This window comes from Chelatococcus sp. HY11, assembly GCF_018398335.1.
GTDB lineage: Bacteria > Pseudomonadota > Alphaproteobacteria > Rhizobiales > Beijerinckiaceae > Chelatococcus.
Map to the genome: position 1 here is coordinate 2974893 of NZ_JAHBRX010000001.1, position 23686 is coordinate 2998578.

The 23686-nt window shown below is 59.9% G+C and carries 27 protein-coding genes and 2 pseudogenes; 13 read left to right on the plus strand and 16 right to left on the minus strand.

The window, feature by feature from the left end:
* Positions 1–13: 13 nt before the first annotated feature.
* Positions 14–391 (plus strand): Rid family hydrolase, encoded by a 378-nt coding sequence (locus tag KIO74_RS13615; RefSeq protein ID WP_213332494.1) that lies wholly within the window; start codon positions 14–16, stop codon positions 389–391.
* Positions 392–439: 48 nt separating this feature from the next.
* Here the strand turns inward: KIO74_RS13615 and KIO74_RS13620 are convergent, their stop codons facing one another.
* Both KIO74_RS13620 and KIO74_RS13625 read right to left on the minus strand, forming a co-directional pair.
* The gene (locus KIO74_RS13620) at positions 440–1480 is read right to left on the minus strand and encodes an ABC transporter ATP-binding protein (RefSeq protein ID WP_213332495.1); all 1041 of its coding nucleotides are present in this window, start codon (positions 1478–1480) and stop codon (positions 440–442) included.
* Positions 1477–2394, minus strand: coding sequence for an ABC transporter ATP-binding protein (locus KIO74_RS13625; protein ID WP_249730975.1), 918 nt, complete (start codon positions 2392–2394; stop codon positions 1477–1479). The genes KIO74_RS13620 and KIO74_RS13625 overlap by 4 nt, the downstream gene beginning before the upstream one ends.
* Positions 2395–2694: 300 nt before the next feature.
* Here KIO74_RS13625 and KIO74_RS13630 point away from each other — a divergent pair, with 300 nt between their 5' ends.
* The 3 genes from KIO74_RS13630 to KIO74_RS13640 all read left to right on the plus strand — a co-directional run bounded on the left by KIO74_RS13630 (position 2695) and on the right by KIO74_RS13640 (position 6294).
* A complete protein-coding gene (locus tag KIO74_RS13630) occupies positions 2695–4290 on the plus strand; it encodes an ABC transporter substrate-binding protein (protein ID WP_213332497.1) in 1596 nt (531 codons plus the stop codon).
* Between the two features lie 73 nt (positions 4291–4363).
* The gene (locus KIO74_RS13635) at positions 4364–5341 is read left to right on the plus strand and encodes an ABC transporter permease (RefSeq protein ID WP_291979797.1); all 978 of its coding nucleotides are present in this window, start codon (positions 4364–4366) and stop codon (positions 5339–5341) included.
* Positions 5338–6294, plus strand: a complete 957-nt coding sequence (locus KIO74_RS13640; RefSeq protein WP_213332498.1) for an ABC transporter permease — start codon at positions 5338–5340, stop codon at positions 6292–6294. Before KIO74_RS13635 ends, KIO74_RS13640 begins: the two co-directional genes overlap by 4 nt.
* Positions 6295–6372: 78 nt before the next feature.
* On the opposite strand, the pseudogene KIO74_RS31750 reads toward KIO74_RS13640, so the two are convergent.
* Positions 6373–6521: pseudogene (locus tag KIO74_RS31750) on the minus strand (IS5/IS1182 family transposase); the annotation flags it as partial.
* Positions 6475–6693 carry a hypothetical protein gene (locus KIO74_RS31755; protein WP_249730976.1) on the minus strand — a complete coding sequence of 73 codons (219 nt, stop codon included), beginning with the start codon at positions 6691–6693 and terminating at the stop codon, positions 6475–6477. The pseudogene KIO74_RS31750 and the gene KIO74_RS31755, both read right to left, overlap by 47 nt.
* 150 nt (positions 6694–6843) lie before the next feature.
* Here KIO74_RS31755 and KIO74_RS13650 point away from each other — a divergent pair, with 150 nt between their 5' ends.
* Positions 6844–8631, plus strand: coding sequence for a hypothetical protein (locus KIO74_RS13650; protein ID WP_291979795.1), 1788 nt, complete (start codon positions 6844–6846; stop codon positions 8629–8631).
* A gap of 24 nt (positions 8632–8655) precedes the next feature.
* Here the strand turns inward: KIO74_RS13650 and KIO74_RS13655 are convergent, their stop codons facing one another.
* From KIO74_RS13655 to KIO74_RS32650, 10 genes and pseudogenes are all read right to left on the minus strand, one after another.
* The gene (locus tag KIO74_RS13655) at positions 8656–9174 is read right to left on the minus strand and encodes a chromate transporter (protein ID WP_213332500.1); all 519 of its coding nucleotides are present in this window, start codon (positions 9172–9174) and stop codon (positions 8656–8658) included.
* Positions 9171–9779, minus strand: coding sequence for a chromate transporter (locus KIO74_RS13660; RefSeq protein ID WP_213332501.1), 609 nt, complete (start codon positions 9777–9779; stop codon positions 9171–9173). Before KIO74_RS13660 ends, KIO74_RS13655 begins: the two co-directional genes overlap by 4 nt.
* Entirely contained in the window at positions 9772–10719 is a 948-nt protein-coding gene (locus KIO74_RS13665) for a hypothetical protein (RefSeq protein WP_213332502.1), read from the minus strand. The genes KIO74_RS13660 and KIO74_RS13665 overlap by 8 nt, the downstream gene beginning before the upstream one ends.
* A 39-nt stretch (positions 10720–10758) precedes the next feature.
* Positions 10759–11337, minus strand: a complete 579-nt coding sequence (locus KIO74_RS13670) for a hypothetical protein (RefSeq protein ID WP_213332503.1) — start codon at positions 11335–11337, stop codon at positions 10759–10761.
* Positions 11324–12088: a carboxymuconolactone decarboxylase family protein gene (locus KIO74_RS13675; protein ID WP_213332504.1), complete on the minus strand. Its 765-nt coding sequence runs from the start codon at positions 12086–12088 to the stop codon at positions 11324–11326. Before KIO74_RS13675 ends, KIO74_RS13670 begins: the two co-directional genes overlap by 14 nt.
* 27 nt (positions 12089–12115) lie before the next feature.
* Positions 12116–12502, minus strand: coding sequence for a VOC family protein (locus tag KIO74_RS13680; RefSeq protein ID WP_213332505.1), 387 nt, complete (start codon positions 12500–12502; stop codon positions 12116–12118).
* A gap of 59 nt (positions 12503–12561) precedes the next feature.
* Entirely contained in the window at positions 12562–13737 is a 1176-nt protein-coding gene (locus KIO74_RS13685) for a beta-keto acid cleavage family enzyme (protein WP_249730978.1), read from the minus strand.
* 88 nt (positions 13738–13825) lie between these two features.
* Entirely contained in the window at positions 13826–14272 is a 447-nt protein-coding gene (locus KIO74_RS32460) for a hypothetical protein (protein ID WP_502762061.1), read from the minus strand.
* Positions 14269–14712 (minus strand): annotated as a pseudogene (locus tag KIO74_RS32645) (transposase); the annotation flags it as partial. The pseudogene KIO74_RS32645 and the gene KIO74_RS32460, both read right to left, overlap by 4 nt.
* Before the next feature lie 226 nt (positions 14713–14938).
* The gene (locus tag KIO74_RS32650; RefSeq protein WP_502762112.1) at positions 14939–15094 is read right to left on the minus strand and encodes an Arm DNA-binding domain-containing protein; all 156 of its coding nucleotides are present in this window, start codon (positions 15092–15094) and stop codon (positions 14939–14941) included.
* Positions 15095–15655: 561 nt separating this feature from the next.
* Here KIO74_RS32650 and KIO74_RS13700 point away from each other — a divergent pair.
* Both KIO74_RS13700 and KIO74_RS13705 read left to right on the plus strand, forming a co-directional pair.
* Positions 15656–16387: a hypothetical protein gene (locus KIO74_RS13700; RefSeq protein WP_213332506.1), complete on the plus strand. Its 732-nt coding sequence runs from the start codon at positions 15656–15658 to the stop codon at positions 16385–16387.
* Between the two features lie 7 nt (positions 16388–16394).
* Positions 16395–17486, plus strand: coding sequence for a pentapeptide repeat-containing protein (locus KIO74_RS13705; RefSeq protein WP_213332507.1), 1092 nt, complete (start codon positions 16395–16397; stop codon positions 17484–17486).
* A 125-nt stretch (positions 17487–17611) separates the two neighbouring features.
* On the opposite strand, the gene KIO74_RS13710 is transcribed toward KIO74_RS13705, so the two are convergent.
* Complete coding sequence (locus KIO74_RS13710) at positions 17612–18082, minus strand: hypothetical protein (RefSeq protein ID WP_213332508.1); 471 nt, start codon at positions 18080–18082, stop codon at positions 17612–17614.
* A 186-nt stretch (positions 18083–18268) separates the two neighbouring features.
* Here KIO74_RS13710 and KIO74_RS13715 point away from each other — a divergent pair, with 186 nt between their 5' ends.
* From KIO74_RS13715 to KIO74_RS13725, 3 genes are all read left to right on the plus strand, one after another.
* On the plus strand, positions 18269–18847 hold the full coding sequence (locus KIO74_RS13715) for a tyrosine-type recombinase/integrase (RefSeq protein ID WP_213332509.1): 579 nt from the start codon (positions 18269–18271) through the stop codon (positions 18845–18847).
* A 221-nt stretch (positions 18848–19068) separates the two neighbouring features.
* Entirely contained in the window at positions 19069–19389 is a 321-nt protein-coding gene (locus tag KIO74_RS13720) for a DUF3768 domain-containing protein (protein WP_213332510.1), read from the plus strand.
* 5 nt (positions 19390–19394) lie between these two features.
* Complete coding sequence (locus KIO74_RS13725; RefSeq protein ID WP_213332511.1) at positions 19395–20090, plus strand: hypothetical protein; 696 nt, start codon at positions 19395–19397, stop codon at positions 20088–20090.
* Between the two features lie 419 nt (positions 20091–20509).
* On the opposite strand, the gene KIO74_RS13730 is transcribed toward KIO74_RS13725, so the two are convergent.
* Positions 20510–20755: a helix-turn-helix transcriptional regulator gene (locus KIO74_RS13730; RefSeq protein WP_502762062.1), complete on the minus strand. Its 246-nt coding sequence runs from the start codon at positions 20753–20755 to the stop codon at positions 20510–20512.
* Between the two features lie 269 nt (positions 20756–21024).
* On the opposite strand from KIO74_RS13730, the gene KIO74_RS13735 reads away from it, so the two are divergent.
* The 3 genes from KIO74_RS13735 (at position 21025) to KIO74_RS13745 (ending at position 23644) form a co-directional block, all read left to right on the plus strand.
* Complete coding sequence (locus KIO74_RS13735; protein WP_213332513.1) at positions 21025–21552, plus strand: hypothetical protein; 528 nt, start codon at positions 21025–21027, stop codon at positions 21550–21552.
* 325 nt (positions 21553–21877) lie between these two features.
* Positions 21878–22372 (plus strand): hypothetical protein, encoded by a 495-nt coding sequence (locus tag KIO74_RS13740; RefSeq protein WP_213332514.1) that lies wholly within the window; start codon positions 21878–21880, stop codon positions 22370–22372.
* A gap of 549 nt (positions 22373–22921) precedes the next feature.
* The gene (locus KIO74_RS13745; protein WP_213332515.1) at positions 22922–23644 is read left to right on the plus strand and encodes a hypothetical protein; all 723 of its coding nucleotides are present in this window, start codon (positions 22922–22924) and stop codon (positions 23642–23644) included.
* Positions 23645–23686 lie beyond the last annotated feature (42 nt).

Here is a 23686-nt window from a genome sequence, read left to right on the forward strand (position 1 = left end):
ACAAGGAGTTGCCATGTCCCGCCGTCTCATTTCCTCAGGCTCACCCTTCGAGAAAATCGCTGGCTATTCGCGTGCCGTTGTACAGGGCGACTGGGTGTTCATTTCCGGAACAGCCGGCTACGTTAAAGGTGAAACCGGCTCCGACGACATTGAGGCGCAGACCCGCAAGTCCATCGAGATCATTGCCGGCGCGCTTGCCGAGGCCGATGCCGCGCTTTCGGACATCGTCAGCCTGCGCGTCTTCGCCGCGCGTCGCAAAGACATCATGCCAATCTCCATAATCCTCGGCGAGACCTTCGGCGAGATTCGCCCGACGAATACCACCGTCGTCTGCGGTTTCGTCAATGACGACATCAAAGTCGAAATCGAAGTGGTGGCTCTCAAGCAATGATCTGATCCTTGATCCCGAGCGGATGGTCGAGGCTACCCACATCTCTTTTCAATTGATCTCTTCGGCGCGATGGCAGGCCACCTGCGTTTCACCGATCAGACGGACTGCCGGCTTCCGTTCGGCGCAGAGAGCGATGGCGAAGGGGCAGCGGGTCCGGAAGGAACAGCCGGATGGCGGGTTCATCGGGTTGGGCAATTCGCCGAGCGGCGGCTGCAGTTCCGTCTTCTCGGCTCGCACCTTCGGCACAGCGCCAAGCAGCAAGCGGGTATAGGGGTGCATCGGCCTTGCAAATAGCGTTTCGCGATCCGCGACCTCGACCAGATTGCCGAGATACATGACCCCAATGACATCCGACATGTGATCGACGACGCCGAGATCGTGGCTGATGAACAGATATGTGAGGCCGAGCTGGTCCTGGAGATCCTTCATCTTGTTGAGGATCTGCGCCTGCACGGACACGTCGAGCGCTGACGTCGGCTCGTCACAGATGATGAAGCTCGGGTTCGACGACAGGGCCCGGGCAATCGCCACGCGCTGCCTCTGGCCGCCGGAAAACTCGTGTGGAAACTTTTCCGCATCGGCAGGTGAAAGACCCACGGTGATCAGGAGCTCGGCGACCATCGCGCGGATCACCCGCCGGCTATTTTCGATGCCGAGGGTATGGATCGGATCGGCGATGGAGCGACCGACGCGCCAGCGCGGATTGAGCGAAGCGTAGGGATCCTGGAAGATCATCTGCACTTCCCGCCGCTCGGGCAGCGATTGCTTCGCGATCTGCACCATATCCTTACCGCGGAAAGTCACGACGCCGCCCGTCGGCGTGTAGAGGCCGGCGGCGCAGCGGGCCACTGTCGACTTGCCGCAGCCGGATTCGCCCACCAGCGCCATTGTCTTTCCGGCGACAATCGACAGGTTGAGGGAATTGACCGCGTGCAGATAGCGCTGCGGTTGCCGCTTGATCAGCCGATCCACCCAGTTCGACTTCACAGCGAAGCGCGCCGACAGATTGCGGGCGATGACGAGCGGTTCCCGGCTTGCCGGCGACGGTTCGGGGAGCGAGGATTGCTTTATGGCCGGGGAGGATGTCATGACGCAGCGCCTTCCGCGTTCAGCCAGCAGGCTGCGGTGTGGTTCGCGCTCCCGATGAGTTCGGGGCGCTCGCTTCGACAGCGATCGAAGGCGACGGGACACCGCGGCCAGAACGAACAGCCGGTCGGCAGATTGTCCGGGCGCGGCATTGCGCCGTCGATCTGCTGCAGCCGGCGCAGGCGATGGCCGATTTCCGGGATCGATTTCATAAGGCCGCGGGTGTAGGGATGCCGCGCATTGGCGACGACTTCGGCCGCCGGGCCGTTCTCGACGATCCGCCCGGCATACATCACCGCCACCCTGTTTGCAGTCGTTGCAACCACACCCATGTCATGGGTGATCAGGATGACGGCGGTGCCGCGCTCCCGACACAGGTTTTTCAAGAGCGTGATGATCTGCGCTTGGATCGACACATCGAGCGCTGTCGTGGGCTCATCGGCAATGATCAGGTCCGGCCGGCTGGCGAGTGCTAGCGCGATGACCACGCGCTGGCGCATGCCGCCCGAGAATTCGTGGGGATAGCTGTCCATGCGCTCACTGGCGGCCGGGATGCCAACCTGCTGAAGCAGCGACACAGCCTCGTCGAAAGCGGCGCCCCCGCGCAGTTCGGTATGCTGGATGATGGTTTCCATCAACTGGCGGCCGATGGTGAAGACCGGATTCAGCGAGGTCAGCGGATCCTGGAAGATCATGCCGATTTCCGCACCCCTGACCTTTGCCATCTCCTTTGAAGACAGAGTGTCGATACGGCGGCCATTGAGGATGATTTCGCCGGCCGTGCGCTTCAATGCGCCTTCAAGGAGGCCGGTGATGGCGGTGCCGGCCATCGACTTTCCGGCGCCGGATTCGCCGACGATGCCTAGCACCTCGCCGCGCACGACATCGAAGGAAATGCCGCGCACCAGCTGGACCATTCGGTCAGGATGCCGAAGGGATACTTCCAAGTTTCGGACTGAAAGCAGTGGAGCCCGCTGCGCCTGCGTATCCTGATTGTTCGGCATTGCCGCTTGTCCTGCCGTGCCGGCAATCGTGGCACTCCCACTCGCATTCATACGTGTCAGCTCCCGGGCGCGTGGCTGCGTGCAGCAGGTCGCGCTTGGCAATGTTGGCCATGGCGGCAGACTTAGTTTGCGGAGAATTACAACGCTTGTAAAGCATGTTGATCAAATGATCGTTTCATGTAGAGATGGCCCCAGCCATCAAAGGAGGCATCAATGAAACTAAGGGGAACCCTCATCCTTCTGGCCACGACCGCGGTCCTTAGCCTTGCCCAGCCGGTTATGGCTGAAACATTGAAATTCGCGGGGACGACAGCCGCGCTGACGTTCGACCCGCACTCGACCAACGATTTCGTGACGACCAGCATCGTCCGCCAGGTTTATGAAAGCCTGGTCGAGCTCGACGCCGACATGAACCCCATTCCCGGCCTCGCGGCCAAGTGGGAACCCGTGGGCGAGAGCACCTGGCGCCTGACGCTGAGGCCAAACGTGAAGTTCCACGATGGTTCAGTCATGACCGCCGAGGATGTCGCATTCTCCGTCAAGCGCCAAGCATCCGCTGCGCTCTATAAGACGCTGTTCGGCAACATCACCGACGCAAAGGTGGTCGATGGCTCGACGGTCGATATCATCTCTAAGGGCGCGGACCCCATCCTGCCTGTCAAGCTGACGCGGCTTTTCGTGATGTCCCAGAAATGGGCGACAGACAACGGCGTGGCCACCGTTCCGGCGCTCGGAACACAGGGCACGGAAGCGTTTTCGCTGCGTCACGCCAACGGCACTGGGCCGATGCTGCTCGCCGAGCAGATACCCGGGCAGAAGACCGTCTTCAAGAAGAACGACGCTTGGTGGGGCACGTTCAAGGGCAATCTGACCGATGCGGTCTATACGGCGATCAACTCCGCGCCAACCCGCGTCGCCGCTCTGCTGTCCGGTGAAGTGGACATGATCACCGACCTGCCGCTGCAGGATATTCCCCGCGTCGAGCAGACGCCGAAAATGTCGGTCGTGGACGGACCACAGCGTCTATTCATGGAACTGGAAATGGACGGCACCCGCGACCTCGCGCTGGCGACGACCGACAAGTCCGGCCAGCCGCTCAAGGCCAATCCATTCAAGGACGTTCGCGTGCGCCGAGCGATCGCGCACGGCATCAACGCGCAGCTAATCGTCGACCGCATCATGCGCGGCAAGGCCAAGGTCATCGGCATCGGATCGGCGCCGGGCTTCTCCGGCTACCAGGCAGATCTCGACCAGCACTGGAAATATGACGTCGATCTATCGAAGAAACTGCTAGCGGAAGCCGGTTATCCCGACGGCTTCACCACCACGCTCAACTGCCCTCTGGAGCGTTACGTCAACACCGACGAAATCTGCAAGGCCGTTTCCTCGATGCTGGCACGCGTCGGGATCGACGTGAAGGTCAACGGCATGGTGTGGCCGGAATTCGCCAAGATGTTGACCAATGGCCCCAATTCTAGCTTTCACCTGATCGGCGCGGCTGGCAATTCCGGCGATGTGCAGGACACGTTCGTGGCCGTGATGGCGACCCGCGACAAGAGCCGGGGGCAGCAGAACTGGGCAATGTGGACCAATCCCCAGTTCGACGCGGTGACTGACGAACTGGTGAAGACGCTAGATCCGAAGAGGCGCAACGAACTTTACCGTGAGGGTCTGAAAATCGCCCGCGACAACGTGCATGCAGTCTATCTGCACCAGCCGTTCCTGACCTGGGCGATGACCGCGGCGGTGAAGATCCCCGTCCGCGCCGACAGCACGGTGATGTTGCAGAACGTCGAAATCAAGCGGTGATCGAGACCAAACCGGCTTTGAGGCGGATTTCGCTTCGAGCCGACCCGCTTCACCGATCGGATGGACCAGCGTCGTGAACAGCAGCTATCTCATCCAGCGCCTCATGCACGCCATCCTCGTGGTGTTCGTGGTAAGCGTCATCGCTTTCCTGCTCGGCAGCTTTACCGGTGATCCAGTAACCAGCGTGCTAGGTGTCGATGCAACCCCCGAAGCGCGTGCCGCGCTGCGTATGCGGCTCGGCCTCGATGATCCGCTGCTGCTCCAATATGTGCGTTATCTCGGGCGCGTATTCACCGGCGATTTCGGCATGTCCTACATCGCCCAACGGCCAGTGATCGACGTCATTCTCGAAAGGGTGCCAGCAACGTTGGAACTGGCGGCGACGGCACTGGTCTTTTCGCTCGGGATCGGCATCCCGCTCGGCGTGATCGCCGCCGTACATCACCGCAAGATGTGGTCGAGCGCCTTGATGACCATCTCCGTCGTCGGCGTTTCACTTCCGACCTTCGTGGTCGGCATTTTCTTGATTCTGATCTTCTCGGTCACGCTCGGTTGGCTGCCGTCCTTCGGGCGCGGCGAGACCGTGCGGCTGGGCGGCTGGGAAACGGGGCTGCTGACGCCCTCCGGTCTGCGGTCGCTGCTCTTGCCCGGTTTCGCACTGGCGATCAGCCAGGTGGCACTGGTCGCCCGTCTCGTCCGCGCAGAAATGCTGGAGGTGCTGCGGGCCGAATATATCCGCTTCGCGCGTGCACGCGGCATTCCCGACAATCGGGTGAATTTCAAGCACGCGCTGCGCAATACGCTGATCCCGATCATCACGGTCAGCGGTATCCAGCTCGGCTATCTGCTCGCCTTTGCCGTGGTCGTGGAGCAGGTTTTCCAATGGCCGGGACTGGGGACGCTGTTTCTGTCCGCGCTGACCCAGACGGACCTTCCGGTTGTGACAGCATTTCTGATGGTCGTGGCCTGCTTCTTCGTGTTCACCAACCTCGTCGTCGATTTCCTCTATGCGCTGGCGGATCCCAGACTCAAGATGGGAGCGAAAGCATGAGCGCCGTCGATCGCAACGAATTTCGCAGACGGTCGTTACCGGTGGCGTTTTTCAAGGCGCTGGGATCAAACCCAGTGTTAAAATCCCTGCGCTGGCGTCCGGCGGCGATGATTGCCGGAATCCTGCTCTGCGTGATCATCCTCGCGGCGATCTTTGCGCCGTGGTTGGCGACGCAGGACCCCTACGACGTCTCGAAACTGGACCTCCTCGATTCGCACCTCCCGCCGGCCTGGCTGGCCGGGGGTGACGCGCGCTTCCTGTTGGGTACCGACAGCCAGGGCGCCGACCTCCTGTCACTCCTTCTTTATGGTCTGCGCACCTCGCTGATGGTGGGCGTGCTGGCGGTTTCCGTCTCCGTATCGCTCGGCCTCATCATGGGTCTGCTCAGCGGCTATTTCGGCGGTATTGCCGATGCCGTCATCATGCGCATGGCCGATATCCAGTTCACCTTTCCAGCGATGCTGATGGCTCTGCTGATCGGCGGCATCAGCAAATCGTTGCTGCCGCTTTCGGTGCAGGATCGGTATGCGATGCTGGTGGTGATCTTCGCGCTCGGTATTTCGCACTGGCCGCATTTTGCCCGGCTCGTCCGCGCTGCGACCCTGACGCAGCGAAACAAGGATTATGTCGCCGCTGCGCGACTCATCGGCCACAGCCATCTTTCCGTCATCGCCCGGCAGATCCTGCCGAACGTACTGAACGCCGTATTCGTTCTGGCCACGATGGACATTGCCTTTGCGGTGATGACGGAGGCGACACTTTCCTTCCTCGGCTTCGGCATGCCGACTACCCAGCCGTCTCTCGGAACGCTGATCAAGATCGGATATTCTTATCTGTTCTCCGGTGAATGGTGGGTCGTGGTCTTTCCCAGCAGCCTGCTGGTGATCCTGCTGATTTCTATCAATGTCTTCGGCGACTGGGTACGTGACTACTTCGATCCCAAGTTGAGATAGAGCTTGAATTGCAGGCCCCGCCTAGAGGGCCGTTCATGGCGACCGCGTTTTTTGGAGACATCCTGCAAGCTGGAACACCGTCGATCTGAGGGCCAGAAGATGTCCGAGCTTATCGACAGCCAGATGCGGCTTCGAGCCCTTCTTGCGCTTGGCGCCGTCATAGCCGCACGCGACCGGCTTTCAGGCGTGGAGCGCAAGGCGCGGTTGTCGATGATCGCGACGGTCGGTTGTGCCGGGTGTCCCGATGAACGCGCTGGTCCTGACGCCGCGTGGGTTCTGCTTCAGGTCGACGGTTTGGACCACCACCAGCCGTTTCGCTGAGACGACGGGGATGACCTGGCCACGGAAGCCTGAGGCATGGAATGCGCCCGTCCCCCAGGTATCGGCGGAAGCGACCACCACATGTAGCCACAGCCCTGGCGTTCTCGCCTCGCCCAGGGATAGGATCTCGCGGGAATTGCGGGTAGTTGACGTAACTCGATTTCAAGCCGCACAATCCAGCCGCCTCGGAACGCCGGGAAGTTTCGAGATCTTCGAGGGAAGAGTATCGTGCGTGGATGGCGTGTCTCTGAACCCTTACCCGTTGGTTCGCCGGCTGAACCCGACTTGAAGGCCGGCGCTGTTGGTACGGCAGATCCAGACAGCATAAGGGCCCAGTTGTGCCGAATCCTGAAGAGCAAGGATTTCGATGCCACCGAGCGGCTACGCAATTTCCTGAGCTATGTCGTCGAGGAAGCGCTCGCGGGCCGCGCCGATCGTATCAAGGCCTATGCCATCGCGATCGAGGTGTTTCGTCGGGACGCGACGTTCGATGCCCATTCGGATCCTATCGTCCGCATTGAGGCCGGTCATCTGCGGCGGGCGCTCGATCGCTATTATCTGACGGCCGGCGTGTCGGATGACGTCGTCATTTCCATTCCGAAAGGCAGCTACGTTCCGAAGTTCGAAGTCAGGCATCGAGCCTCCCCTGCGGCGCCGGTCGTTAATCAACCGCGTCGGCGCACGTTGGCCCCGCTCATTATCGGCTCCTTGGCCGTTCTTGCGATTGTGTCTTATCTCGCGGTGGATTGGATGAGAGGCGGCAGGGTTGAGAACCCGGCGCTTCCGCGTCTCCTGGTAAAGCCTTTTGACGATCTTACCGATGTGGGGAAATCGCAGGTTATCGCTCGTGGCCTGACGCAAGAGATCATTGGACAGATCGCCAAGTTCAAGGACATCGTCACGATCTCGGGAGATCCACGCAACAGCGTCGCCGCTGCGGGCGTTCTGTCGCCGGTCGATGATCCGCGATACGTCCTTTCGGGTGACATCGAGATGACGGACAGCCAGTTTCGCCTTCGCGCGCGCGTGCTGAACCGGATGGACAATTCGGTCATCTGGGCGAACAGTTACAACGGCGATCTTCTGGCTTCGACGCTCATCGGCGTCGAGACCGAAATCGCCCGCCAGGTCGCCACGGCTCTTGGGCAACCGTATGGCGTTATCTATCAAGCCGATGCATCAAGGTCATCCCGCAAAGCCCCCGATGACTGGCAGGCCTATGCCTGCACGCTTTCCTATTATTCCTATCGCGCGAACCTCGACGCCAAGACGCACCCCGCCGTGCGGAAATGCCTTGAGGACGCGGTTCGACGCTTTCCCAACTACGCAACGGCTTGGGCGCTGCTTTCCCAGACCTATGTTGATGAAATTCGCTTTCGATATCCAATTGATCCGCAATCGTCGCCCGCATCGATCGACCGGGCGCTCGAAGCGGCGCGTCGGGCCGTTGAACTCGATCCGGAGAATATCCGCGCGCTCCAGTCGCAGATGTTCGCCCTGTATTTTCACGGTGAGTATGAAGCGGCGCTGAAGGTTGGCGAGCAGGCAATCAATCTCAATCCCAACGATACCGAACTTATGGGCGAATATGGGTATCGCCTCGCCCTGTCAGGCGACTGGGCCCGTGGCTGCGCCATGATAGATGAGGCGCGCAAGCGCAATCCAGGTCCGCTGGCCTATTACGAAACCGGGCTCGCCCTTTGCAGCTATTTTCGCGGCGACTTTCGCGAGGCGGCCATGTGGATAACGAAGACGTCAGCGTCGGAGAACCCGAATTATCATCTGATCGCTGCGGCGATTTTTGCGGAGAACGGTCAAGCCGTCGACGCTGCGCGCGAGCGCGAATGGTTGACGACCCGCGCTCCCAAGCTGGTTGAAAATGCTCGTCAGGAAATTGCCATGCGCGTTCTCCAGCCTGCCGATGTCAATCGCCTTGTTGCATCCCTGCGCAAGGCAGGCCTGCAACTTCCGTCGACCCTGGAGCCGGTCGACACGACCTCAGCTGCAATTCGATAACAAATAGGTTCGGAGGCGCTCTCGTTAGAATGAGATCAGCCCAACTGCGGCTCCACCGAGCACCAGAAGTGCCGGATTGATCTTGTAGCTCAGCAGCACAAGCAGGACACCGGCTGCGATCGCCGCTGTCTCCAATCCGAATATCGCGCCCTTGGCCATGGTGAAGCACCCGGCAAGGAGAAGCCCTATGGCTACAGGCGCCAGACCACTCTGGATCGACGTCCGCCACGGCCAGTGAGCCAGCTTCACCCACCACCTTCCGACTAGAAATGTGAGCAGCGCGGTCGGGGCGAAGAATGCCAGCAGCACGGCCGCGGCACCGAGCGGGCCCGCAGCCCAATCCCCAATAGGGACGATCATCATCATATTGGGGCCGGGTGCCAATTGCCCCACGCTGTACAGGTGCACCAACTGTGGAAACGTCAGCCAGGCGTGAACCTCGACGGTCTGATCCTTCAGTTCCGGAAACGCGGCCATGCCGCCGCCGACCGTCAGGAGCGAAAGATAGGAGAAGACGCCAAGGAGGGACGGGAGTTCGCTCACGATTTCGTCTCCTCGTCCTTGTGCTTTGGCCGATGCCACAGAATGGCGAGGACGCCGACGCCGATAAGGGCGCTGGGCACTGAAAAGTGGAAGTAATTCACCGCGACCACCGTCAGGGCGATGAAGACCAGATCGAAATGCTGCTCCAGGGACTTTTTGCTGAGTTGCACGACGGTCGAGAGGACCAGGCCGACTGAGGCAGCCGCAACGCCCTTTAGTGCTGCCGTCGCCCAGACGTGATCCCCGTAGGCGCGATAGACGATCCCCACGACAAGCATCATCAATGCGCCGGGAACACATATGCCGAGGATCGCAGCGACGGCGCCGCCGGCGCCTTTCAGCTTCTGACCGACCAGGATCGCCATGTTGGTGGCATTGAGGCCCGGGAGCGATTGGCTGATCGATAGGAGTTCCACGAACGCCCTGTCATCCAGCCACGGGCGACGAACCACGAGGTGCTCGCGAAGGTAAGGCACGACGCCACCAAAGCTGGTAGCGCCTATGACGAGGAATACGCGGAAGATCTCGCTGGTCGAGACAGCGCTCGCATTGGCTGCGGCGACGTCAGCCTCGACGCGCGCGTGGGTCGTGCTTGGCTCACTCATGACTTTGCGGCTCGGCTCCGTTGAGGCGATAGACCATGGCGGTCTTGGTGACGCCGAGCGCCAGCCAGTCCGCGACCTCGCGCTGCAACGTCACATAGAACTGGGAGGCGATCTTCCTCTGCTGCTGCGCGATATCCTCCTTGCGATCAAATTTGGCTTGGAACGCGAATTCGCCCACCAGAGAGCGGTGCTCGCCGCGCGTGCGCCATAGGCTGACATCGCATTTGGCCTTGAGGCCTCGCCCAAAATTGAGCGTCCCGAGGTGCAGCAGCACCTCCTCGACAATGCCGCCATTCACCAGGCTGACCCGTTCCTTGCCAGACTTTTTCAGCATCGTCAGCGCCGGAAAGACGCGGTGAAGCGTTTCCATGGACGTCTTGTCCTTGTCATGGGTCTGGCTGAGGCCGAACTGGCAATTGTGCGAATAGAGAATCCGGTAGCCACCGATCTCGTCTTTGAGCGGCAGCGCTTCCGCCTTGAACTTGATCCGATAGTCGCCGTCGATGTCGGGGCGCACGTCGAGCGCCGCCGCCGCCGCTTCATTGGGATGCCGGAACTTGAACACGATCTCCGGATCGCCCTCGGCAAAGCCGTCCACATAGGAAATGCGCCGCCGCAATATGAAGGCATTCGAATAGAGCGCGAAATCCGGCGTATCCAGAAACAGGATCTCCCGCACTTCTGGCCTGACGCTGGCCTTCTTGTCCTCAGTGAAGCCGACGCCGAGCTTCCTTGCCGTTCGCTGCACGATCTTGCCGAAGTCGCGGAAGCTTTTCACCGATGTGAAGCGGTCCGGCTTCAGGATGAGCTTTGCCTCGAGATATTGCACGCGATCGAGGGCCGCTCCGTCGTTATAGGTCGATGGAAGCGTGGGCGTGCTCGCAGCTTTGGCTGCCGTCCGCGCTGCTGTTTTCGTCTTGCCGTCAGCGTGACCTTTCACGGCACGCACCCCCTTCTCAATTCGATGGTCGTGACGCTGCTACGACTTGCCGGAGCGCCAATCCGACAACCCGAACAGCATGGCTTTCATTCGGCCTGGGCCTAGTGCTCGATTGAAGTTCTGGAATGCGAAGAACGGTATCAGCGCGAAGAATAGGATCACGGCGACGCAGACAATGCCGGCCAGCCCTCCGCCGCCAATCGTCGGCACACTATGTTCGGCCGTTTCTCCCCTGAATAACCCCAGAACCATTTCTTCCGCGACATGGAATATTATGAAAGACACCGAAAATAGAAAAGCGTCATGTACAATTGGATAGATCAAAGGGCGCCGATGTAGCCATCGACTTAAATTTATAGTTTCCAATATAAGCATGACCTTCGCCATGATGAACGCATTGATGAGGGCAAACCCCTGGGAGGTGAAGTTGATGTCGTGTTCCCGGAGGATGATCCTCTGGTTCAAGACGAAGAGGCCGAACAGTACCCACAGGTAGAGGAACAGGATCACAAAACGCTTGATCTCGCTGAGGCCGCGCGCGGCCAGGCGCCCGGTGAGCGCTCCGCGCGGACCGGCCCCCTTGGTCGGATCCGGACGTTGCGAGTCAGCCGGCGTCATGGCAGGAGTCCGCCTCGGGGATCACGCGTTCCGCCAGTTCCTCCGCGAGGATCGGAACGGCGAGATTGCAAGCCTGCACGCCTTGGACGACGCAGAGTTTGAGAACCTCCATGATCTCTTCCACCGACACCCCCAGTTTCAGAGCGGCTTTGATGTGACGGCGCGTGCCGGGCGCGTACATGTGCGTGAAGGAGGCATCGAACGCGATGCTCAACAGTTCAATCAGCTGCGGGGTCAGAACGCTGCTCGCATAGACGCCGGCGCCGGTGGCCATGAATGCGTCGGTCCAGACCGGATCAAGATCGAAGAAGGGGTTCCAGGCATCGTTCCATTGCCCGAGCTCCCGGATCTTGTCGCATGCCGGCGTCGAGGGGGCGAGCCCAAGGTGGGCTGACGATTGGATGCCAGCGGCCGCGGTCTCTACGAGGAGGATGGTCGCGCCTAGGCTGCAGCTATGGATCGACAGCAGCGACGCCATCTTCACGACCATCAGGATCTCGTCGCGGCTCGCGCCAGCGGCCAATGCCGAGCGGACATGTCTTCGCGTACCGCCCGCATTGAGGTTCGTGGCGGCCACATTTACCGCGAGGCTGATGAGTTCGACAGTCTTGCGCGGAAGGACACCGGACCTCCAAGGGTTCGTCGCCATCCTTTCGCAGCTCTCGGCCCATGCCGGGTCCCACAGCCGCAATTGTTCCAGGGCCGGATCCCAAGGCCCTGTCTCGCCGGATTGTTCGTGCTGCGATAGCATGGGCGTAACGCTCCTTTGGAGAGGCTGTCAGTCGGGCTCGGGAAGGGGAAAGGCCGCGGGGTCCGCTTGCCAGACGAGAAATGCGTTGCCGGCCGGGTCCGCGATCACCGCGTGCCAGGCGGTCTTCGGAACTGCCGTCTTCTCTTTCAGCACTGTCCCGCCGAACTCTTCCGTAGCCAAGAGGGCGGAATCGACCGAGTCGACCTGGACAAACACCATCCAGCCGGTATGGGCGAAGCCCGGAGGGCGCGTCAGCCCGCCGGCCGACAGCGGCGCTGCATCGCCGTCGATGGCGATGCGCCAATAGTCGACGCCCTCTGCGCGCTCGATCCGCCAGCCGAAGAGTGCGCCGTAAAATCGCGCGAGCGCTTCGGGCTCGTCGCCATAAATCTCGAAATTTGTAAGGCGTGCCACCAGGTTCATTCCCTTAAGGTGAGCAAAGGGGGCGGCGGCGTATGCCGCCCCGTGAAATCTCAGGACTTGGCCTTGGCCGCGGCAACGGCCTCCATGGCAAGCTTCGCGGCGGCTGGCGGCACCATGCAGTAGGCCATCGGGTGCGAGTCGCCGCCGGTCTTGGCGATCGTCTTCCTCCCGTCGGTGTCGAAGACCAGGAAGCCCTTGTCGCCGTCGCGGCGGTTCGGCGGCAGGCCGATATTGGCGAGGGTCTCCTCGACGCTGTCGTACCAGACGCCGACTTTCAGGATCTCGCGGGCCTCCTCGGCGGTCGCGACCTTACGTCCGAACTCCTCGCAGATGCGCACGGCGCCTTCGATCTGCTGCACCGAGCTGCGACGCTTCTTGTCCGGCCCCCAGAGATTGTCCTCATTGCCGACGCGCACATGCTGGCCGAGCACGATCGCCATAGCGGAGAGCGAGATCAGGCCGCGCATGCTCGACCAGAAGGTCGACACCGCGCCCTGCGGAACCTGCCGAAGGAAATCCATCCAATGATAGGGGTTGCGCCCGAGCGTGCCGCCGCCATAGCCGGCGATGGCGAGGTTCATCGGCCCCATATAGACGCCCGCCCGGATCAGCCGCTCGATGAGCTCGAGCTGGTGGATGTGAGCCGGCACGAAATAGGGCTGGATCCGGTTGGCGCGAAGCCGCTTCAGGTGCTCGATATAGAAGGCCGGGCCGGCGTCGATCCACATGCCCGACCAGGCTCTCTGGACATCCGGGTTGTTCTCAAGATGGGTGCCCTTCACGTCGTCGGGGATCGTCATCGACATGATGTCCCACTGCGTGGTGCCGGTCGCGACGGTGACGAAGTCGGGCTTGGGATCGAGCTCGGTCAGCATGTGGCGCGTGTCATAGTCGAGCCACTTGGCCTTGGCCTCGGCGGTATGCGGCGCGAAGGAGATCGATCCCCCAACCTGCAGGATCATCTTCGGCACCGCCTCCCTGAGGCGGGTCAGGAAGTAGTTGTACTGGTCGAAATTGACCGAGCCCTGGCCGGTGGCGGGGTCGCGGACATGCACGTGCAGCATGGTCGCGCCAGCATTGTAGCAGTCCACCGCGACCTGGACCTGCTCGTCCCAGGTGATCGGGATGTCGGCATCGCCGGGGAGCCATTGGGGCCCGAACGGAGCCGCCGTGATGATCAGCGGCTGCATGTTCTCGGGCAATATCGAGTCGTCTGTGTAATACATGTCGGCTTCTCTCAGCTTGAAGCGTGGCGCTCACCACGTCGGTTGTTCCCCGCAGCGCGGAACGCGCAACGAGGTATAGGAGGCTCGCTCAGGGGCGCCGCCGCAGATGATCAGCCCAGCCGATGCGAATGACGTTCGCCTCATTCAAGACGCCGGCAATTTCAGCCGAGATTCTGTCGATCACGGCCATCCATTCGGCGCGCCTTTCCTCCCGTACGCCGGGTGGCAACACGTCCGCCGCTAGAAGCGCCATCTCCGCTTCGGCGAGCTCTTCACACATGTCGCGAAAGTCCTCGTTGTGGGCAGCCAGATCGTCGATCGCCCGACGTTCGGCCGGGAACCGTCGCAGCGCTGCGACCACACCCGCACTTCGTCGCTCATCATGAGACATCGGTGCCGCTTCAATGACCGCGTCGTTGCGTATCGTTGCGGCAAACCTAAGGGCAGCATCCCCCAAACGAGCGTAATTTACGCAGGTAACACGGGGGTAGCCGAAGCGCCTGGGGCTGACCTGGGCCAGGCTATGCCAGATCATGGGTCGATCTCCCGGTTCGTCGCCGTTGTGTGGCGGTCCGCGCGGCTGCCTCCAGCGTTCGAACGTCTCGATGATGATCATGTGCCCGCCGCAGTGCGGGCATGGCGGGCGGAAGTCGTCCCGTTCGTGGAAGCTGCAGTCATCGGGCAGCGCGGCGACATCCGGGAGTTCGCGCGCGAGCGCGGGACTAGCCTTGCGGGCGCGCCGGCGAGCAGATGTAATGGCGGATGCGATGGAAGCCGCGCGGCAGGACATGGATCAGGAACCGGCGGATGAACTCGTCGGCGCCGAGCGTCATGACCTTCTGGCGATCAGATTGGGCGCGACGGTAATCCTCGTAGCGGGAGGTGACGCTGTTCTCGTCGAAGGGCGATCAGGCGGCTGTTCGAGATCACGACCCGGTGGGTGTAGCGCAACGGGTAGGCCAGCACCGCTTCAGGTCAGCACCACGGGCAGGTTCCGCGAATGCGCAAGCCGGACGAGCCTGCGCTCCAAGTCTCCCCTCACGGATGAGCTTAGCTTTGTATTCCTCTGCGATTTTACCAAAAGTTTCATCACCACCGGCACATTTGGCGATCTTTGCGAGCTTGACCTTAAGGCCTGGATCGTCACCGGCTGCCAGAACCTGCTTTGCCGCGTCGCGTGCGCGACTTGCATCGGCCAAGCTCACGGCCGGATAAGCCCAAAGCTTAGCAGCTTTTGTTTGCTCATATAGCGGTAGGACATCCGCCACAGCTTGGACCCTGAAACCGCAATAAACAGGCGAAGCCCCTCACCGTCTGAAATCTTTTGCGGCTGTTGGGATGATTTGATTCGTCGAATGCAATGTCCGTGAGCGGCATGTTGTTGGCATCACTGGCGAGTGGCTTTGGAACTACCACTGAAATACCAATGATTTTGCTGGATACCAACACACGCGGGCGGACACATCCGGACACGCAGCAGCGAATCCATTGCTTCTCAACGGATTCAGGACAAAATCAGACTATGCTGGATGGAAGAATGGTGCCGCGGAAGTACTACACACACCTCTCGCAACAATTTGAAAAATAACATAATTTTTCTATCATGAAGCAACACTACCAACGTAAATACCAACGTAAAAATTGGCTCTGGTGAGAGTATCAGCTGCGCCCCCAAGGACCCAAAATCGCCTGTGGATAACACTATGCTCCATAAGTCGGCCGACTACTGTCGAACAAGGAGTTACTCATGATTCTACGCCGGTTAAGGATCTATGGTTCCCTCCCATCCCAGCGAAGCGAAACCGCCGTCTAGGTGCCTGTTTGAATGACTTGAGCTATCCGGATATGTTCACGAAGTTTACAGTGAAACGATCGGGAAATGGTAGGCTGAGGTGACGCTAGGGATCGGACTGAGCACATGACCGAGCGCCCCCTGAACATGGTGGTCGATCTTCTCGACCTACGGTCTCGTGTTGAGTGTGATGATGAAGAGGTCTTCCGCTTGCGGTCAGAAGCTCGCGTCGGCCGCCCTGAGATTGATAGCCCTGTCGGAGTCATCACCGCTCGGCGTGTTTTCATCCAGGTTGAACTTGATGGCTATGACATCCGCCCTGGCGATCGCTTAGGCGAGCCAGTTAAGGTGCCTATCGTCGAGGAGACGAAAGTTGTCCTGGAGCGAAACAGTTCGACCTCTGTGGGCATGAACGCGAGCGTAGGGATGGCGGCAGACGGGCGCACAAGCTTGTCGTTAGGCGCTAGGGGTGCGGCAGCGGTTGATGCGAAGACCAAGTCGCATACGAGTAGCAAAACAAAAGCAGAAAGAGGTTATGTGAAGGCGATAGGTGGTGATCAGTGGGTCATCGCCGCTCTTGAACCGGATGGGCACCTGGAGGTCGGAACCTACGTTACCGATAGCGACGTGCTCTGTGAACTGAAGCGCGGTAAGGGGGTCAATCGGTCGGCGGTACGTGTCAGCGGTTACGTCAAAAAGCGAGACCTTGACTTTATTCCACTGAACCAAGCTTTTGACCCACTCAATTGGAACAAAAGGCAGACAATCAAGGCCTTCCTTGCGAAATCAATTGGAGCTTTAGCCACTGATGTAGGAGAGAAGCTGATCATCTCCGAGCAGGAGATCACCAATGAGTAGAGGGGGAATGCTTTCCGAGCTCCTAACCGCTGAAGACATATCTCGAATGGAGGCTGTGGATGTCGCGGACACTGACAACTTTATACAGCTAATAGAGATACTGAACCTAGATCGCGGTGTCGATTTGCGTCATCGAGACTTTTCTGGTGTCGATTTTTCTGATTGCGACCTGCGAGGCTGCGACTTCACTGGCTCCGATCTTAGAGGATCGAGCGGTCGAAATGTTGTCTGGGACGAAACGACAATACTCACCTCCGCCGAAGTTGATCGCTCGATGTTCGCGAACGAGCCGCTGCGCTTGGATATTGCCCAGCGGCTGCCCGAACTCGGGAAAGAATACGCCAGGATTAAGAAGGCGTACTGGATCGACCAAGCCATGTGGGCGATGGACTCGTTGAAGCAGGGCATTAAAAATCCTGTAGAGCGTCAAGCTTTGGCAATGTCGTTGTATTTTGACGCGAGCGATGGATTTGTCCGCAACACAATCCTTCAATATGTCATATTTGGAACCGCGAAAGAGGCGCGATTAGAGTTCTTCCACGCGATGATGGCTGATCGCACAATTTCCACCGACGCGCTCGCAAACGCTCTTCATACTTTCGGCCGGATTCTGCGAAATGATGAGCAGATCGTATTACCGCTTCTGGGCATCGCCGAGGATGCGAATACTGCGCCGGCACTCGCGAAAGCGGCGGTCCGCGCGGCCCTCCGAAATCGCTTCGTTCTAAGGCACAATCGTCGAGCCTATCGGCTTGTTCTGGAGAGCCGCGATCCAGAGTTAGAGAACCTTTACATTCGAGCATTCGCTGGCGCGGTAGGCGTAGATCACGCGACAGCGGTTTCGGAGGGGCGGCGCCAGGGTGGAGTCATCTTCAGTGAGACGATTGGATTGACACGGGTGCGGGAGATCGCCTCGAATATCTGGCGAGCTCGCCAGGCGGCTGAAGCCGATCCCATGCGAAGTGAACGTCTAATCTTCAAGGGCTTCAAGAACAGAGATGAGTTCGAGCCGCGGGTCTTGCAATTGCTGAATGAATTGATTGAAAAAGGACTAAGGCTGAATTTATGTGTAACTGAAGTCAAGGCTGCTGCCGAATGAGCAGGTTATATCGACTTTAATATGACAAGATTGACACCTAACCTCGCGTAAGCCCTTTCGATTGTTGGGCCTGGATCGATTCTGATCAAAATCGATAAAGAAGATAACGGCCCTCTTTAATCGCGTCACGGGATCGGAGGCTTATATACGGTCCCATGTGCGTTTGCATCGACGGGGATTCGATGATCCTCGGCCAGCCGCGCTGATGGGGAAGGGTAGCCACTATGCTTATCGCTGTTACTGACATTGACTATTTGCAGAATAGTATCACTGATCGTCTCTATCGTGTTCATGGATTCTTTTATGGCATCGAACTTCTTGTTGACCTCCGAAATATGCTGGCGCTGCTGCTCAAGAATTCTCCTTTCGAGCTGATCGAATCTTGCAATCAGCTTTTCATCCACGTCGGAGAGCTGCTCTTTTAGGTCAGCTTTATCGCGTCGATTTCTTTGCTTAATCGTGCCCAGCGCTTTTTCAATTTCCTCAGCGAATTTTCGGACTTCGTCCTGAAGTGCTTTATATCGCTTTTCATCATCGGATTTTGATCGCGGAGCACCGGCGACCGCCGAGCGATGCTTCTTACTCTTCGTTTCCATGATGTCGACCGCCCTCCCCACATGGAAAAATTAGCGGGGACGCCACGGGTCGTCAACGGAAGCTTGACAATAGTGCGCAACTGTGCCATTATGGAACAGTTGCGCGAGCGTCACGTTGGCTGACCATAGCCGGCCAGCTTCAGGATTACCGCGCACGCATTCCCCCCATTTTCGGAGGTTCACGCCATGCCGGGCAGGCAGGCCAAGGTTATTAGTGCGCCGACGCTCCGGCGCATGTTGCTGTATGTGAAGCGCATGTCGGCACAGCCAGAGCGTGATCGCGTCATCGTGCTGTTGTCGGTGAAGGCCGGGCTGAGAGCCTGTGAGATCGCCGGTCTCGATTGGTCGATGGTGCTCGACGACAAAGGTCGGGTGGGCCCAGTGTTGAGCGTCCGGGATGCCATCGCCAAGAAGGGCAGCGGACGTCGGATTCCCATTCATCCGGATCTGCGCCGAGCTTTGCAGGACGTCAAGGCTCCTGGGGTCCTCTATGGTCCCGTCATCATCTCGCGTCGCGGCGGAGCGCTGCGGCCGAACAGCGTCGTCAATTTTTTTGTGAGCCTCTATCACGCCTTGGGCCTGGTCGGCTGCTCGTCCCATTCCGGACGCCGCAGTTTCATCACCCAGGCCGCGCGCAATCTCCACCGTGCCGGCTGTAGCCTGCGGGATGTCCAGGTGCTGGCCGGACATCGCTCGATCGAGACCACGCAACGCTATATCGATGGTGACACCGATGCCCAGCGCAAGCTCGTCGCTTTGCTCTGATCGATAGCGATATCTAACCAGCACTCTCATCGGCGTCGGGCCTTTTAGTCCGATCGCAACTAGCCCGGCGAACCGAACGGCCCGGCCGCCGCCGACATAACCGGCCGCTTCTCGTCTCTCCTTCCCCTCCCTCTCTCCAAAAACACGCACGTCTTCAATCGACGGACCTCCGGTTCGGCGGGCGATGACGCATGCGGTTTTGTCACTTCAAGGATGTCTCCATGCCCGATGCTCGTGCCCATGAAGCCCGCACACGTCGCCTCAACGATGCCCTGCGCCGCTTCCATGTGGGTGGCCGTGTCCTATTATCCCTCGGCATCACTTGCCTCAGCGACAACGCCATCGCCTCCATCCTCAATGCCGTCAGAACCTATGACGGGTTCTCCGAGGAAAACGATCCCGACAACCTCCGCGACTTCGGCATCATCGAGGTCGGCGAACATACCGTGATGTTCAAGATCGATGTCGCGTCTGCACCACGGTCGGATACCGCCGATGCGCTTGAGCGGGTCCTGACGATTGTCCTCGCGGATGAGTGGTGAGCACCATGGCCGCGTCCATCTCACCGCCCACCCCGGCCACAAACGGCCTGGTCTTGAGATCGACCACAGACGACACCGGAGGTCATCGCAATCATGCGCATGGACAGACTACTCCCTCTGCAAAAAGATCGCACAGCTGGGGTCAGCTCACGCCCTACCAACAGGGAAGCCTCGATGGTCTCTGCGGCCTCTATGCCATCATCAACGCCCTGGTGTTCGTGTCAGGATCGCACCGCCGCCTATCCCATCCGATCGTCGAAAATCTCTTTGCCGAGCTGCTGCAAGCAATCGACCGCACCATCGGGCTGTTTCACGCGCTTCACTACGGCATTGATACCGGCCCGCTCGTCATCATTCTCGGAGAGGCCGTCGAATCCTTGGCCAATGACCACGGCCTTGTTGTCACCATCAAACGTCCCTGGGAACACAAGCCGGAGATGTCGCTGCGGGATCTTCTGCGCGGGCTCAGGCGCGACCTGGCCAAGGGAGCGGTCGTGCTCATCGGCTTCGGCGGCTATCTCGACCATTGGACGGTCGCGGTCGCCATCTCGGCCCGCGCCATGCGCCTGTTCGACAGTGCCGGTGTCACCCGTGTCAGTCTTGCCTGCTGCCGTATGACCCATGAACCCGCAAAGGCAGGGGTCGAACATATCATTGATGCCGATGGCGTGTTCGTTGTGCGGATGAAGTCGCAGCGGTGAAACGATCTGACAACCGGAAGAACATCGGGTTCACGTGCGGCGAAGGGAAGCCAAGTCACCAAACCTCCTTCAGCACCCGCATCGCACCATTCGCGTTGCCTTGATCTTGCCGGTTCGCGACGCAGAAGGCCGATACCGAGCACGGACATCATTCTGCAACAGCGGCCTCCACCCGAGTTCCCTCACGTCCCAGTCGAATAGATCCCGCGCCTTCCTCAAGCGCGAGAGCACCATTGCCGATGGATTAATACACTGGATATAGACATACTATTATGAAACTATGGCACCACCGCGTTGGGGGAAGCACATGATCCACACCGTTCAGTCAGCCAATACGGATGCTGGTTTTTGCAAGCCAGGGAGATTCCGCAAACGCGGTCCCATCACGAGGCCGAGGCGAGGTCCCGAGACATCGCTCGCTAGGACCTCGATGCATTCTTGCGAGGGCGCCCTACGGGCAGGCGGGGACGCGGAGCTTCTGGAGACTTAGGCATTTTGAACAGCCGTTCCACGGGAACATCGAGTGCCCCAGCGAGGCGATCCACGATCTCCAGGGTCGGGTTTTCCGTATTGCGCTCGATGCTGCCGAAGTAAGCACGGTCAATGCCAGCATCGACCGCGAGCTTCTCCTGCGACAAGCCGCGCTCCACCCTGAGCTCACTCACATTCCACGCCAAAAGATCCCGCGCCTTCATAGCGCGAGAGCAGCATTGCCACGCCTATTAAACCACCGGATATAGACACACTATTATGAGATCGGTGCACAGCGAGATTAGGAAAATCCACCATGTCACACGTTCACGCTGAACAGTTTTTGCTAGACGACGCTCCCTCCCTCGCAGAGGCCGAGCCTGCCCGGCGGCACCGGCCCAACCGATCGCTAAGAACGATCCGGCGCACGGGTATAGCCCTCGCCACTTGTGTCGGTTCAATCGTGAGTCTTTATCATCCGGCAAAGGCGCAGACGTTCGAGGAAACCGCCGTGTTCATCCTGTCGATGGCCGGGTGGGACCGCATGCAGGATGTGGCCGCCGGCATCGTGTTGAAGGATAATGATATGGATGTCCGCGCGACCTTCGACAAACAAACATGTTCGGCCACACTCGATATGCAGGTTAGGCGCTCGATTTATGGCCCCGAAAATCAAACGGTGGTGACCGTGAACTTCGGACGCGTCAATCCAGCCTCGATCGTGCGCAAGCCGTTCCGCTTGCCGGCGCAGACCCGATACGAGACGGACGCGTATTTTATAAGCTTCGTGATGTCATCGGGTGACGGCCAACGCCTCTGTGAGCGCATGACGATCGTCGAGGGCAAGGAAATTCCGCCAATCCCCGGCCGCGCTATCGAATGTGACTCGACCGTCGAGTTTCGTGCCAAGCCCGACAAGGCGCCACGCATGGAAGCCGCCCTGAACCACCTGTTCACCAATTACTGCACCGGCATGCGACGCGCATTCTAGCCACGGACCAGACTGGTCACCCGGCTCGCGGACAGGCTCGCTTCCCGTTCCCGCGCTGCGCTCCAACACACAGATCTGCTAACGCCGCGTGATCGACGCCCATGGTGCACGATCCCGGCCGGATTGACGTGCTCACGACAGGTTACGGCGAGGGCATCAGCCGTTGCGGCATGGACCCTCAGCATTCAGCTCCTATTGGCTCCACCCCTCCCGCTCACGCCGATCCCAACTACCGGCGACGGCGAAGCCGGGCCTTCTGAGCCTGCTTAGGCGCCGGACCATCCCTCTCGCACTCCTCATCATCCCTCCCAAAAGGCTCATCATCATGGCTCAGCCGAAGCTCCAGTCCGACCGTCCCTGGTCGTCCATCCCCTTCATTCGCAAGCCCATTGGATTCGTCCTGCTGCTGCTTTTCCTCTGGCCGGTGGCGCTCATCATCATGTGGACGGGGGATCTCTATTACCGGCACAAGGGCGTTGTGTATCTGCGCAGTCGCCTGTTCAAGATCGGCTGGACCATCGCGCTTCCCCTCTATGGCATCTTCATGCTGGCGAAGGTGTTCGGGACAGCCGGTCCGATCACGGTGGGGGATCTGCCCCGCTGCGTGGACTCCGCCATCAAGGACAAGGCGGAGGAGCTCGTGCGCAAGGCCGCCCGCTACAATATCATCAGCTTCGAGGTCAAGGACGTCGAGTATCACCCCGAGCGTGGCGTGCGGATATGCGGCTACCAGGCCGTCAGCGCGCTCATGGGCAATGAGGGCCTGTTCACGGTGACCTGGACGGATAAATCGCGCGGCCGCTATATCATCGAGTTCTGACACCCACCGCGCTCGTACGCTTCAGCTGAAGGCCGGCTGTCGCAATCAGATAGTGGGCCTTTATCGCATGACGATCAGAGGGTCGCATCGGCCCCGGCAAGGCGACCCTTCGTAACGCGCAATCGCTTCCGTGCGAAACCATACGGGGCATTGTCGCGACATGAGGCTTCACCTCGCAGGAGGCTCGTCAAAGAGCGACGCGATCGCGCAGGACCTGCGATGACCAGTTTGTCGACGTTGGCCGTCGCGGCCCAATGGCAGCCCAAAGCATAGCCTGAGCTCATTGCCGTACATGAGGCCTTCAATCACGGCTTGGACCACGGAATTATCCGGCCAGGTCGGTTGGCTTGGACCCCTGCTCGCTGCCTACGGCGGGAGCCAGGCATGAGCTCAGCCCTGGTCACGTCATCGGGATCCTCGCCGCCTTGACGTCCAGACCGATCAGCAATCGTCTGAACTTTCCACCGTCCACGACAATCCAAAACACCACCCGTGCCCCGCGCGAGCCGAACGCGTGCGCGCGCCCCACACCTAGCGAGATTCGAAACAATGCCTCACGACAATGACCGCGCTCTGCCCTCCTCTCGACATCGACCAACATTCCAGCCCAATCACAGGCCCCTCCCGCTGCAACAAGGCTACCTGGATAGTCTTTGCGGGATCTATACGGCGATCAATGCCATCGCGCTCCTCCTCCCAAAATCACGGCGGCGTCTGCACGATAAGCTCTTCACCGTCCTTCTCGACACGATCGAGGCCGATGAGGGCATCGATACGGTCATACGCGAGGGCATCGGCTTCCGCCTCGAGGCCGACCTCTTGGATGCGGCCGCGCGCTATCTCCATCGCCAACTCGGCCTGGCCCTCCACAGCCGGCCGCTCTTCGACCCCCGACAACGCCTACCAATCGATGCGGTGTTCGAACGGATCGGAGGGGTCACGACAAACGGTGGCGTCGTCATCGCCGCCCTCCTCGGCCGGGTCAGGCATTGGTCGGTGATCACGCGTCTCACCGATCGATCAATCCTCTTCCATGACAGCGCCGGTCTCACGCGGCTCCATCGCAGGCGCTGCCGCATGGACCACGAGCCCCCAAAGACCGCAAACGATTATGTGCTCAAGCCTGGGGGCCTTCTCGCCATCAACGTGAAGGAGCCGAGCGGATCTGTGGTCTCGATCACTCACAGAACTTCCGTCGCCTCGAACAAGCTGCGCTTTTCCACGGCCAATCTGGAGATGCGGTTGCTTCAGCAAGAGCCAGTCGCGGCATGACCCCGTCCAATGTGGAAAAATGTCTGAACGGCCTGCCCATCG